Origin of the sequence: Mycobacterium sp. MOTT36Y, assembly GCF_000262165.1 — a bacterium.
GTDB classification, from domain to species: Bacteria; Actinomycetota; Actinomycetes; order Mycobacteriales; family Mycobacteriaceae; genus Mycobacterium; species Mycobacterium intracellulare.
Map to the genome: position 1 here is coordinate 1,048,656 of NC_017904.1, position 13,157 is coordinate 1,061,812.

Genomic DNA, 13,157 nt, shown 5'->3' on the forward strand with positions numbered 1-13,157 from the left:
TCTATTTCGCCGCGACGACGAATCCGCGGATGATCGCGTCGATGTCCGTCGACTCCGCGGCGGCCTGGTTGGCCATGCTGGTGATGGTCAGCTGCACCAGGTAGCGCTTGCGGTCCGGCGGCGGCCCGGTGGGGATGACGATTCGGTTCCAGCTGTGTAGCCGCATACCGTCGAGGTCGTAGCTGCCCTGGATCATCGACGACGGGAAGCCGTTGTACGGCGCGCCCGAGGCGTCCAGCTGCTTGAAGTTCTCGAATAGGTGCGCATCGTCGTTGCCGTGCTTGATGACTTCGGCCGGGTCGAAATCCCCGTTCAGCTGGAAGACCACCAGCCGCGCCGTCGGAAATTTACCGCCCTTGGAGATGATCAAGGTTTGCGGTGTGATGTTGGGACTGGTGAACGGCGCCCAGCCCTGCGGCGTCGGGATCGAGATCGTCAGGCCGGGAACGGATCCCGGTGCCACGGGTTGGCCGGTAACCCCGATGCTTTGCAGATACTGCGACAGGGGGACCGGCTTTGCCGTCGGGGTGGTGGTAGAGGTCGTCGGCGTCTTCGACAAGATCGATTGATAGTCAGGAGCTTTCGGGGCGCACCCGGCGGCCGACACGGCCAGTGCAACTATCGCGGCACCGGCCGCGCAGCTGCCGAACCGATTCACAGAATCTCGCGGACCGCGTCGATCGGGCGGGCCAGCCGAGTGCCCTTCGTCGTGACGACGAAGGGCCGTTCGATCAGGATCGGGTGTTCGACCATGGCGTCGAGCAATTGTTCATCGGTCGCGTCGGCGAGATTGAGCTCCTCATACAGCGATTCACGCTTGCGCACCGCCGTACGCACGTCGATGCCGGCGTCGCGAATCATCTTCACCAGCTCGGCACGCGACGGTGGGTTCTTCAGGTACTCGACGACTTCGGGCTCAAGGCCGCTGTCGCGCAACAGGTCCAGTGTCTTGCGGGAGGTGCTGCAGCGGGGGTTGTGGTAGATGACGGTGTCGGCCATTTAGGCGTCCCCGTCGAACAGCCCTGTGACCGAGCCGTTTTCGAACACAGCACGGATGGTGCTGGCCAGCAGTGGCGCGATGGACAGGACCGTCAGCTGCGGGAAACGCTTCTCCTCACCGATCGGCAAGGTGTTCGTCACGATCACCTCCCGGGCGCCGCAGCCGGCCAGCCGCTCGGCCGCCGGGTCGGAGAGCACACCGTGCGTCGCGGCGATCACCACGTCGGCCGCGCCGTCGTCGTGCAGCAGCTTGACCGCGCCGGCGATGGTGCCACCCGTGTCGATCATGTCGTCGATCAAAACGCAGGTGCGTCCCGCCACCTCACCGACGACGCGGTTGGACACCACCTGGTTGGGCACCCGCGGGTCGCGGGTCTTGTGGATGAACGCCAGCGGGACACCGCCCAGGGCGTCGGCCCATTTTTCGGCGATGCGCACCCGGCCGGAGTCGGGGGAGACGACCACCATGTTGCCGTCGGGGTAGTTGTCCCGGATGTAGCCGGTGAGCAGGTTCTGCCCGCGCATGTGATCGACGGGCCCGTCGAAGAAGCCCTGGATCTGATCGGTGTGCAGGTCGACGGTCACGATCCGGTCGGCGCCGGCGGTCTTGAGCAGGTCGGCGACCAGGCGCGCCGAGATCGGTTCGCGGCCGCGGTGCTTCTTGTCTTGGCGGGCGTAGGGGTAGAACGGCATGACGGCGGTGATCCGCTTGGCGCTGCCCCGCTTGAGCGCGTCGATCATGATGAGCTGTTCCATCAGCCAGTTGTTCACCGGCGCCGGCGCCGACTGCAACACGAAGGCGTCGCACCCGCGGACCGATTCGTGGAACCGGACGAAGATCTCGCCGTTGGCGAACTCGCGCGCGGTCTGCGCGGTGACGTGGACGTCGAGCTCCTTGGCCACCTGCTCGGCCAGCTCGGGGTGCGCCCGACCGGAGAAGAGCATCAAATTTTTGCGGTTATCGGTCCAGTCGTGGCTCACCGTGCTGCCCTTGCCGTTCGGATCCCAATGGAAGTGCCCATCGTACGAAGCGAATCGTACGGAAATGTGGCCGGGTTGCCAGCTACCGACGTCACGATGTCTGTTCGGTTTCTGCGGCGGGCGGCTGGCCGGTGGCCTTTTCGGCGGCCTCGGCCGCTTGCGCGGCGGCGCTGCCGGGGCGCTTGCGGTGCACCCAGCCCTCGATGTTGCGTTGCGGACCTGCGGAGACCGCCAGCGTTCCCGGCGGGACGTCGTTGCGCACCACGGTGCCCGCGCCGGTGTAGGCGCCGTCGCCGACCGTCACCGGAGCCACGAACATGGTGTCCGACCCGGTGCGGACGTGCGAACCGATGGTGGTCCGCCGCTTGGATTCGCCGTCGTAGTTGACGAACACGCTGGACGCGCCGATGTTGCTGTGCTCGCCGATGTCGGCGTCCCCGACATAGGTCAGGTGCGGCACTTTGGAGCCGGTGCCGATGGTGGAGTTCTTGGTCTCGACGAACGCGCCCAGCTTGCCGTCGTCGCCCAGCACGGTGCCGGGCCGCAGGTAGGTGAACGGGCCGACGGTGGCCCCGGCGCCGATGGACGACGAGGTGCCGTGGGTCCGCACCACCGAGGCGCCGTCGCCGACGCTGACGTCGGTCAGGGTGGTGTCCGGGCCAACGACGCAGTGCCCGCCGACCTGGGTGCGGCCCAGCAGCTGAGTCCCGGGGTGGATCACGGTGTCGCGGCCGATCGTCACGTCGACGTCGATCCAGGTGGTGGCCGGGTCGACGATGGTGACGCCGGCCATCTGGTGGGCGGCGACGATGCGCCGGTTGAGCTCGGCGCCCAGCTGCGCGAGCTGGACCCGGTTGTTGACGCCGGCCACCAGCGCGCTGTCGTCGACGTGGCGGGCGTGGATCGCCAGGCCGTCGCCGCGCAGGATGGCGATGACGTCGGTCAGATACAGCTCCTGCTGGGCGTTGTTGGAGCTCAACCGGTTCAGCGCCGAGCGCAACGCCGCGATGTCGAAGGCGTAGACGCCGGCGTTGACCTCGCGGATCTCGCGCTGGGATTCGGTGGCGTCGGCGTGCTCCACGATCGCCGTGACCTGGTTGTCCTGGGTGCGCAGGATGCGGCCGTAGCCGCTGGGGTCGCTCAACGTCGTGGTCAGCACCGTGGCCGCGGCCGGCGCCGCGCTATGGGCGGCGATGAGGTCGGCGAGGGTGTCGGCGTCCAGCAGCGGGGTGTCGCCCGAGGTGACGACGACCACCCCGGCGTAGTCCTCGGGCAGCGCGGACAGGCCGCACAGGACGGCGTCGCCGGTGCCCCGCGGCCGGTCCTGCAGGGCCACGTCGATGGGGCGTCCGAGGGCGTCGGCCCAGTCGGCGACGAGCGGGGCGATGCGCTCGTGATCGTGGCCCAGCACCACGGCCAGGTGCTGCGGCGCCACCTTGGCGATCGCGTGCAGGAGGTGGGACAGCATGCTGCGCCCGCCGATGGTGTGCAGCACCTTCGGGGTGTCCGACCGCATCCGGGTGCCGGGCCCGGCCGCGAGCACCACGACCGCGGTATCACCAGGAGACGACATCAACCCTCCTTTTCGGGTTCGTCCCGCGCGGGCTGCGCGCGGAAGCGCCGACACGCCGTCAAGCGTGTCACCTCATCTGCGGTGAAGGCAAAAAATCGAGCCGCGGGAGACCCGCGCCCGATTCGGAGGAAGCTCCGTCGCCAGGACTCGAACCTGAACTATCTGAACCAAAATCAGAGGTGCTGCCGATTACACCACGACGGATCGCCAAGAAGACTTTAGTCGGCTTAGTCGGATGACGATGCGGGGCGCTTGCGGCCCACCGAACCGCCCACCGCCCGATACGCTGATTGACGTGGCCGTGCTGGACCCCCAAACGCAAAAAGGACCCGACAAAGAGGTGCGGGCGCCGCGCGCGCGGATGACCGGCACCGAACGCCGCCAACAACTCATCGGCATCGCGCGTTCGCTGTTCGCCGAGCGCGGGTATGAAGGCACCTCGATCGAGGAGATCGCGCTGCGGGCCAACGTGTCCAAGCCGGTCGTCTACGAGCATTTCGGGGGCAAAGAGGGCCTCTATGCCGTGGTCGTCGACCGGGAGATGTCGGCGCTGCTGGACGGCATCACCTCGTCGCTGACCAACAACCGCTCCCGGGTGCGGGTCGAGCGGGTCGCCCTTGCCCTGCTCACCTACGTCGAAGAGCGCACCGACGGCTTCCGGATCATGATCCGCGACTCGCCGGCCGCGATCAGCTCGGGCACCTACTCGAGCCTGCTCAACGACGCCGTCAACCAGGTCAGCTCCATCCTGGCCGGTGATTTCTCCCGTCGCGGCCTGGATCCGGGCCTGGCTCCTCTCTACGCCCAGGCGCTGGTGGGCTCGGTGTCCATGACCGCGCAGTGGTGGCTCGACACCCGCGAGCCCAAGAAGGAAGTGGTGGCCGCGCACCTGGTCAACCTCATGTGGAACGGGCTGATCGGGCTGGAGGCCGACCCCCGCCTGCAGGACGAGTAGACCGCTTCGCGCGCGTAACGGCACGGCGATAATCGGTCGGAATTTTCGCCGTGGCGTTACGCCCGACGAGTAGACCGCGACGGGCTACCCGCAGTCACGCGCCATCAGGTCGGCGACGGTCTCGCGGCGAACCAGTTCGCGGGCCCGGCCATCCTTGACGGCCACCAGCGACGGCCTGCCGACCATGTTGTAGTTGGACGCCATGCTGTGGTGGTAGGCGCCGGTGCACGCCACGGCCAGCAGGTCGCCGGGGCGCAGATCCGCCGGCAACTCGATGTCGCGGGCGATCTCGTCGCCCGATTCACAGTGCCGGCCGGCCACGGTGACGGTTTGCTTGAGCCCCAGCGGATGCCGGTTGGCCAGCGCGACGGCGTACTGCGCGCCGTACAGCGCCACCCGCGGGTTGTCGCTCATGCCGCCGTCGACGGCGACGAAGGTGCGACCGCCGCATTGCGTCTTCACCGAGCGCACCCGATACAGGGTCACGCCGGCGCGGCCGCTGATGGCCCGGCCCGGTTCCACCACGATCTGCGGGCGGGGGAACTGCTCGGCGGCGCAGGCCTCGTCGAGGGCGTCCTCGATCGCCGCGGCCAGCTCGTCGAGATCCAGCTCGCGGTCGCCGGGGACGTATGGGATCGCATGTCCGCCACCGATGTTCAGCTCGGTGAGGATGACGCCGTGCCGGGCCCGGATGTCGGCCATTGCGGCGATCATCCGCCGAATGGCCTCGCCGTACAGGGCGGCGTCGCTGACCTGCGAGCCGATGTGGCAGTGCAGGCCGACCAGGTCGAGCATGGGGTGCGCCAGCACGCGGGCCACGGCGTCGGCGGCGTGGTCGCCGGCGAGCGTGAAGCCGAACTTCTGGTCGCTGACGCCGGTGGTGACGGCGCGGTGCCCGTGGATGTCTATGTCGGGCGTCACCCGGATGAGCACCCGCTGGCGCCGCCGCGCCAGCCCGGCGAGGTAGGCGATCTCCATGCAGGAGTCCACCACGATGCGCCCCACCCCGGCGCCCACGGCGTCGCGCAGCTCGTCGGGCGATTTCGCGTTGCCGTGCATGACGATGCGGGCCGGGTCCACGCCGCCGGCCAGGGCCGTGGCCAGTTCACCGGCCGAGCAGACGTCGACGCCGAGGCCCTCGTCGCGGGCCCAGCGGGCCACCGCGGTGGTCAGCAGCGACTTGCCGGCGTAGACGACCACTGTGTTCCCAGCGCCGCCTAGCGTCTTGCGATAGCGGCGGGCGCGATGCCGGAAGTCGGCTTCGTCGATCACGTAGGCCGGGGTGTTGAATTCGTCGGCGATATCGGCCAGCGCCACACCGCCGACGCACAGCCTGCCCTCCTCGTCGGGATGGGCGGTCAGCGGCCAGATCGCCGGGTCGAAGCGCGGCGGAGCCGCGTGGCCGAGCGACGGCAGAATGTCCAGCAATGTCATGAATCCAACGTGCGCCCGCGGGCGCACGCGTAGAGCTTTCTTGACGATCCCTTGACGACGCCGAGCCCGATATTGACGCGGATCGGCGTGTCCGGCGGTCCCCCCGCCCGGCGACGGCGAGCGCCGCGTCGGCGGGAGGAAGGAGCCGGGCAAGCCGCCCTAGAATGGAATCCATCATGACCGCACCGGGGGCTGCTCGCCCAGAAACCCCGATCGCGGGGCTCGTTGAATTGGCGCTCACCGCGCCGACCTTCCAGCAGCTGATCGACAGCGCGGCCGCGTCGCCGGCCGAGCTGCACCTGGTGGGTCCAGCCAGCGCACGGTTGTTCGTGGCCAGCGCGCTGGCGCGGTTGGGTCCTTTGCTGGTAGTCACCGCGACCGGGCGCGAAGCCGACGACCTGACCGCTGAACTGCGCGGCGTCTTCGGCGATGCCGTCGCGGTCTTCCCGTCCTGGGAGACGCTGCCGCACGAGCGCCTCTCGCCGGGCGTCGACACCGTCGGCGCCCGGCTGACCGTGCTGCGCCGCCTGGCCCACCCCGACGACGCGCGGCTGGGCCCTCCCCTTCAGGTCGTGGTCACCGCGGCCCGCTCGCTGCTGCAGCCGATGACACCGCAGCTCGGCCTGATCGAGCCGGTCACGTTGAGCGTCGGTGCGGAAGTCGAATTCGAGGACGTGATCGCCCGGCTGGTCGAGCTGGCCTACACCCGGGTCGACATGGTGGGCCGGCGCGGCGAGTTCGCCGTGCGCGGCGGGATTCTCGACGTCTTCCCGCCGACGGCCGAGCACCCGGTGCGCATCGAGTTCTGGGGTGACGAGGTCAGCGAGATGCGGATGTTCTCCGTCGCCGATCAGCGTTCGATCCCGGAGATCGAGGTCGACACCCTGATCGCGGTGCCCTGCCGCGAGCTGCTGCTCACGGTGGAGGTGCGGCAACGGGCCGCCGAGCTGTCCGCGCGGCACCCGGCGACCGAGCCCGCGATCACCGGCAGCGTCACCGACATGCTGGCCAAGCTCGCCGAGGGCATCGCGGTCGACGGCATGGAGGCCCTGCTGCCCGTGCTGCGGCCCGGCGAGCACGTGCTGCTGACCGACCAACTGGCGCAGGGCACCCCGATCCTGTTGTGCGACCCCGAGAAGATCCGCACCCGCGCCGCCGACCTGATCAAGACCGGCAGCGAATTCCTCGAAGCCTCGTGGTCGGCGGCCGCCATGGGCACGGACGCCCCCGTCGACGTCGCGCAATTCGGCGGATCGGGATTCGCCGAGCTGGACGACGTGCGGGCCGCGGCCGCCAAGGGCGGGCATCCGTGGTGGACGTTGAGCCAGTTGTCCGACGAGTCGGCCGTCGAGCTGGACATCCGGGCGGCGCCCTCGGCGCGCGGCCATCAGCACGACATCGACGGCATCTTCGCGATGCTGCGCGCGCACGTCAGCACCGGCGGCTACGCCGTCGTCGTCGCCCCGGGCGCCGGCACCGCGCACCGCGTGGTGGAACGGCTGGCCGAATGCGACACGCCCGCCGCCATGCTGGAATCCGGGGCCGCAGGCCAAGTTCGGCCGAAAAAGGGGATAGTCGGCGTGCTCAAGGGCCCGCTGCACGACGGCGTCATCATCCCCGGCGCCACGCTGGTGGTGATCACCGAGACCGACCTCACCGGCAGCCGGGTCGCCGCCGTCGAGGGCAAGCGCCTGGCGGCCAAGCGGCGCAACACCGTTGACCCGTTGGCGCTGACCGCCGGTGATCTCGTCGTGCACGATCAGCACGGCATCGGCCGGTTCGTGGAGATGGTCGAGCGCACCGTCGGCGGCGCCCGGCGCGAGTATTTGGTGCTGGAGTACGCGTCCAGCAAGAACCGTGGTGGCGCGGCCAAAAATACAGACAAGCTTTATGTCCCAATGGATTCGCTGGATCAGCTGTCGCGGTACGTCGGCGGGCAGGCGCCGGCGCTGAGCAAGCTCGGGGGCAGCGACTGGGTCAACACCAAGACCAAGGCGCGCCGCGCGGTGCGCGAGATCGCCGGCGAGCTGGTGTCCCTGTACGCCAAGCGACAGGCCAGCCCCGGGCACGCGTTCGGCCCGGACACCCCGTGGCAGGCCGAGATGGAAGACGCGTTCGGGTACACCGAGACGGTCGACCAGCTGACCGCGATCACCGAGGTCAAGGGGGACATGGAAAAGCCGATCCCCATGGACCGGGTGATCTGTGGCGACGTGGGCTACGGCAAGACCGAGATCGCGGTGCGGGCGGCGTTCAAGGCGGTCCAGGACGGCAAGCAGGTGGCCGTGCTGGTGCCCACCACGCTGCTGGCAGACCAGCACCTGCAGACCTTCACCGACCGGATGACCGGGTTCCCGGTGACCGTCAAGGGCCTGTCCCGGTTCACCGACCCCGCCGAGTCCAAGGCCGTGATCGAGGGCCTGGCCGACGGGTCGGTGGACGTGGTGATCGGCACGCACCGGCTGTTGCAGACGGGGGTGCGCTGGAAGGACCTCGGCCTCGTGGTCGTCGACGAGGAGCAGCGGTTCGGCGTCGAGCACAAGGAGCACATCAAGTCGCTGCGCACCCACGTCGACGTGCTGACCATGAGCGCCACCCCGATCCCGCGCACGCTGGAGATGAGCCTGGCCGGGATCCGCGAGATGTCGACGATCCTGACCCCGCCCGAGGAGCGCTACCCGGTGCTGACCTACGTCGGCCCGCACGACGACAAGCAGGTCGCGGCCGCCTTGCGGCGCGAGCTGCTGCGCGACGGGCAGGTCTTCTACGTGCACAACCGGGTCAGCTCCATCGACCGGACGGCGGCGAAGATCCGGGAGCTGGTGCCCGAGGCGCGGGTGGTCGTCGCGCACGGGCAGATGCCCGAAGAACGGCTGGAACGCACGGTGCAGGGGTTCTGGAACCGCGAATACGACATCCTGGTGTGCACCACGATCGTGGAGACCGGGCTGGACATCTCCAACGCCAACACGCTGATTGTCGAGCGCGCCGACACCTTCGGCCTGTCGCAGCTGCACCAGCTGCGCGGCCGGGTCGGCCGCAGCCGGGAGCGCGGCTACGCCTACTTCCTGTATCCGCCGCATGCGCCGCTGACGGAGACCGCCTACGACCGGCTGGCCACCATCGCGCAGAACAACGAGCTCGGCGCTGGCATGGCGGTCGCGATGAAGGACCTCGAGATCCGCGGCGCCGGAAACGTGTTGGGCGTCGAGCAGTCCGGGCACGTCGCCGGCGTCGGCTTCGACCTGTACGTCCGCCTGGTGGGCGAGGCCGTGGAGGCCTACCGCGCGGCCGCCGACGGCCACACCGTCACGACGGCCGAGGAGCCGAAGGACGTGCGCATCGACCTGCCGGTCGATGCGCACCTGCCGCCGGACTACATCGCCAGCGACCGGCTGCGGCTCGAGGCGTACCGCCGGCTGGCCGCGGCGGCCTCCGACGGCGAGATCGACGCGGTCGTGGAGGAACTCGTCGACCGTTACGGAGCGCTGCCCGAGCCGGCCCTGCGGCTGGTGGCGGTGGCCCGGCTGCGGCTGCTGTGCCGCGCCGCGGGCATCACCGAGGTGTCGGCGCCGTCGGCGGCCACCGTGCGGCTCTCGCCGATGACGCTGCCGGATTCGGCGCAGGTGCGGCTCAAGCGGATGTATCCGGCGGCGAGTTACCGCGCCACGACCTCCACCGTGCAGGTCCCCATCCCGCGCGCCGGCGGGGTGGGCGCGCCGCGGCTGCGCGACGTCGAGCTGGTGCAGATGGTGGCAAACCTGGTGACCGCACTGCAGGGCAAAGCTCAGACGGATATTGGTATAACGAGTGAACTGCCTGCATCGATGACGAGTGAGGGGCGGTAATGATCGTCGTGTTGTTCGACCCCCGCCGCCCGTCGCTGGTCCCCATCGAAGCCATCGAGCATCTCGCCGGTGAGGTGCAGTACACCGAGGAGATGCCCGTCGCGGTGCCCTGGTCGTTGTCGGCGGCGCGTCCGGTGCACTCCGGTGCGGACGCGCCGGTGCTGCTGTCGTCCGACCCCGACCACCCGGCCGTGACCGCCCGCCTGGCGGCCGGGGCCCGGCTGATCTCGGCGCCCGAGACGCCGCGCGGCGAACGGCTGGTCGACGCCGTGGCCATGATGGACAAACTGCGCACCGCCGGGCCCTGGGAGAGTGAGCAAACCCACGATTCGCTGCGCAGGTTTTTGTTGGAGGAAACCTACGAGCTGCTGGACGCGGTGGGCAGCGGCAACGCCGATGCGCTGCGCGACGAGCTCGGCGACGTGCTGCTGCAAGTCCTCTTCCACGCCCGCATCGCCGAGGAGGCGCCGCAGTCCGCCTTCACCATCGATGACGTCGCCGGCGCCCTGATGCGCAAACTGGGCAATCGGGTCCCGGGAGTGCTTGCCGGGCAATCGATTTCGCTCGAAGAGCAGTTGGCCCAGTGGGAAGAGCGCAAGGCGTCCGAAAAGCCGCGCAAATCGGTGATGGACGATGTGCACACGGGGCAGCCCGCGCTGGCGCTCGCCCAGAAGGTGATTCAGCGCGCCGGCAAAGCCGGTGTGCCCGCCGACCTGATCCCCGACGAAATCACCTCGATCCGCGTGTCGGCCGATGTCGATGCCGAAAGCGCTCTGCGCACAGCGGTTCTGGACTTCGTCGACACGGTTCGTGGTGCGGAACGGGCGATCGCCACGGCGCGCCGCGGGGGAGACGTCCCCGACGAGTTCGACGTGGCCCCGCTCGGTGAAGTCTCCGAAAAGGAGTGGCGCGAGCACTGGCCGACGGGTGACTCGGCCCCCAAGGAGGCCGCCACCGACGCCGTTGCCGACGAGGCCTGAGCGCGCGACGACGCCTCGCGGGCGGGCGCGCCACGGATATTTCCCGCCCGCCGTCATCGGAGAGAGCGATCGCCGCGGTGTTTGCCGGATTTGTCCTCGGCCCGTCGGTAATATCGCGGATGAGGTTGCGAATCCCCGTGGTCGGCGTTGGTCTGACCGCGCTAGCCAAGGCGGCCAGCAGCTAATCGGTAATTAGCTGAACCCGGCACGACGCCGGTGCGCCGAGGCCCGACGCGACCGAGCAGTCCCCGAACGCATGGGACGATGGTGTGGCGGAAGTTGGTGCAGGCGAGTTTAGGGGAGCTCAGGAAAGCATGGTGTCGCCGAGGCGTTGGATGCGCGCGGCCGCCGTGATCGGCGCGACCGCGATCGTTCTGGCCTCCAGTTGCACGTGGCAACTCAGCCTGTTCATCCCCGACGGCGTGCCGCCCCCCGCGGGCGACCCGGTGCCGCCGGTGGACACGCACGCCAGCGGTCGGCCCGCGGAACAGTTGCGCGACTGGGCCCAACCACGGTCGGCGGCCTTGGAGATCCCGCTGATCGCGCTCGAGGCCTACGCGTACGCGGCCCGGGTCGCCGAAGTCGAGAACCCGAAGTGCCACATCGCCTGGACCACGCTGGCGGGCATCGGACAGGTCGAGAGCCACCACGGCACCTACCGCGGCGCCACGCTGGCCCCCAACGGGGACGTCAGCCCGCCGATCCGCGGTGTCCGGCTCGACGGCAGCGGCGGGACGCTGCGCATCGTCGACACCGACGAGGACCTCACCGACGGCGACGGCGTGACGCGTGCCATGGGGCCGATGCAGTTCATCCCCGAGACGTGGCGGCTCTATGGTGTCGACGCTCACAACGACGGCCGCGTCAGCCCCGACAACATCGACGACGCGGCGCTCGCCGCGGCGGGCTACCTGTGTTGGCGCGGAAAGGATCTCGCGACGCCGCGGGGCTGGATCACCGCGCTGCGGGCCTACAACAATTCCGGGGTCTACGCCCGGGCGGTCCGGGATTGGGCGACCGCTTACGCGAAAGGTCACCCGCTATAGCAGGATGTATCGCTGACCCAGGCCTTACGCGAACAAGGAGAACCCCAGTGCCGATTATCGAGCAGGTCGGGGCCCGCGAGATCCTCGATTCCCGCGGCAACCCGACAGTCGAGGTCGAGATTGCCCTGATCGACGGGACCTTTGCCCGCGCGGCGGTGCCGTCGGGCGCGTCGACGGGTGAGCACGAGGCCGTCGAGTTGCGCGACGGTGGCGAGCGCTACGCCGGCAAGGGTGTGCAGAAGGCCGTGCAGGCCGTGCTGGACGAGATCGGCCCGGCGGTGATCGGCCTCAACGCCGACGATCAGCGGCTGGTCGACCAGGCGCTGCTGGACCTGGACGGCACGCCCGACAAGTCGAGGCTGGGCGGCAACGCGATCCTGGGTGTGTCGCTGGCCGTGGCCAAGGCGGCCGCCGATTCCGCCGAGTTGCCGCTTTTCCGCTACCTCGGCGGCCCGAACGCGCACATCCTGCCGGTGCCGATGATGAACATTCTCAACGGCGGCGCGCACGCCGACACCGCCGTCGACATCCAGGAGTTCATGGTGGCGCCGATCGGCGCGCCCAGCTTCGCCGAGGCGCTGCGCTGGGGCGCCGAGGTGTATCACTCGCTGAAATCGGTGCTCAAGAAGGAGGGCTTGAGCACGGGCCTGGGCGACGAGGGCGGCTTCGCCCCCGACGTGGCGGGCACCACCGCGGCACTGGACCTGATCAGCCGGGCCATCGACTCGGCCGGCTTCAAACTCGGCGCCGACGTGGCGCTGGCCCTCGACGCGGCGGCCACCGAGTTCTTCACCGACGGGACGGGTTACAAATTCGAGGGCAGCACCCGCACCGCGGAGCAGATGACGGAGTTCTACGCCGGGCTGCTCGGGTCTTATCCGCTGGTGTCCATCGAAGACCCACTGTCGGAAGACGATTGGGATGGCTGGGCGACCCTGACCGCGGCCATCGGTGACCGGCTGCAGATCGTCGGCGACGACATCTTCGTCACCAATCCCGAACGCCTGGAAGAGGGTATCGACAAGGGTGTGGCAAACGCGTTGCTGGTCAAGGTGAATCAGATCGGCACGCTGACCGAGACGCTCGACGCCGTCGCGCTGGCCCATCACAGCGGCTACCGCACGATGATGAGCCATCGCAGCGGCGAGACCGAGGACACCACGATCGCCGACCTGGCGGTGGCCGTCGGCAGCGGGCAGATCAAGACCGGTGCGCCCGCCCGCAGCGAGCGCGTCGCCAAATACAACCAGCTGCTGCGGATCGAGGAGGCGCTCGGCGATGCCGCCCGCTACGCCGGCGATCTCGCCTTCCCGCGGTATACGCCGCCGGAGGCCAAATAGC

At 69.3% G+C, this 13,157-nt stretch carries 10 protein-coding genes and 1 tRNA gene; 5 read left to right on the top strand and 6 right to left on the bottom strand.

Translation table 11 applies throughout. The features are described from left to right. Position 1: 1 nt before the first annotated feature. The 5 genes from W7S_RS05200 to W7S_RS05220 all read right to left on the bottom strand — a co-directional run bounded on the left by W7S_RS05200 (position 2) and on the right by W7S_RS05220 (position 3,757). Positions 2-658, bottom strand: coding sequence for an LpqN/LpqT family lipoprotein (locus W7S_RS05200; protein ID WP_008254207.1), 657 nt, complete (start codon positions 656-658; stop codon positions 2-4). Continuing rightward, the gene (gene arsC / locus W7S_RS05205; protein WP_008254208.1) at positions 655-999 is read right to left on the bottom strand and encodes an arsenate reductase (glutaredoxin); all 345 of its coding nucleotides are present in this window, start codon (positions 997-999) and stop codon (positions 655-657) included. The genes W7S_RS05200 and arsC overlap by 4 nt, the downstream gene beginning before the upstream one ends. Continuing rightward, the gene (locus W7S_RS05210) at positions 1,000-1,980 is read right to left on the bottom strand and encodes a ribose-phosphate diphosphokinase (protein WP_008254209.1); all 981 of its coding nucleotides are present in this window, start codon (positions 1,978-1,980) and stop codon (positions 1,000-1,002) included. It abuts the gene before it with no gap. 91 nt (positions 1,981-2,071) lie between these two features. Beyond that, positions 2,072-3,553, bottom strand: a complete 1,482-nt coding sequence (glmU, locus tag W7S_RS05215) for a bifunctional UDP-N-acetylglucosamine diphosphorylase/glucosamine-1-phosphate N-acetyltransferase GlmU (protein ID WP_008254210.1) — start codon at positions 3,551-3,553, stop codon at positions 2,072-2,074. A 132-nt stretch (positions 3,554-3,685) separates the two neighbouring features. Beyond that, positions 3,686-3,757 (bottom strand) — tRNA-Gln (locus W7S_RS05220). Between the two features lie 157 nt (positions 3,758-3,914). Here W7S_RS05220 and W7S_RS05225 point away from each other — a divergent pair. After that, a complete protein-coding gene (locus W7S_RS05225) occupies positions 3,915-4,508 on the top strand; it encodes a TetR/AcrR family transcriptional regulator (RefSeq protein WP_008254212.1) in 594 nt (197 codons plus the stop codon). Positions 4,509-4,592: 84 nt separating this feature from the next. Here the strand turns inward: W7S_RS05225 and lysA are convergent, their stop codons facing one another. Further along, positions 4,593-5,942 carry a diaminopimelate decarboxylase gene (lysA, locus tag W7S_RS05230; protein WP_008254214.1) on the bottom strand — a complete coding sequence of 450 codons (1,350 nt, stop codon included), beginning with the start codon at positions 5,940-5,942 and terminating at the stop codon, positions 4,593-4,595. Between the two features lie 176 nt (positions 5,943-6,118). Between lysA and mfd the strand changes: the two genes are divergently transcribed. The 4 genes from mfd to eno all read left to right on the top strand — a co-directional run bounded on the left by mfd (position 6,119) and on the right by eno (position 13,156). After that, positions 6,119-9,790 (top strand): transcription-repair coupling factor, encoded by a 3,672-nt coding sequence (gene mfd, locus W7S_RS05235; protein ID WP_168160310.1) that lies wholly within the window; start codon positions 6,119-6,121, stop codon positions 9,788-9,790. Next, positions 9,790-10,770 carry a nucleoside triphosphate pyrophosphohydrolase gene (locus tag W7S_RS05240; RefSeq protein ID WP_008254218.1) on the top strand — a complete coding sequence of 327 codons (981 nt, stop codon included), beginning with the start codon at positions 9,790-9,792 and terminating at the stop codon, positions 10,768-10,770. Before mfd ends, W7S_RS05240 begins: the two co-directional genes overlap by 1 nt. A 317-nt stretch (positions 10,771-11,087) precedes the next feature. After that, on the top strand, positions 11,088-11,816 hold the full coding sequence (locus W7S_RS05245) for a lytic transglycosylase domain-containing protein (RefSeq protein ID WP_008254220.1): 729 nt from the start codon (positions 11,088-11,090) through the stop codon (positions 11,814-11,816). 47 nt (positions 11,817-11,863) lie between these two features. Continuing rightward, a complete protein-coding gene (gene eno, locus W7S_RS05250; protein WP_008254221.1) occupies positions 11,864-13,156 on the top strand; it encodes a phosphopyruvate hydratase in 1,293 nt (430 codons plus the stop codon). Position 13,157 lies beyond the last annotated feature (1 nt).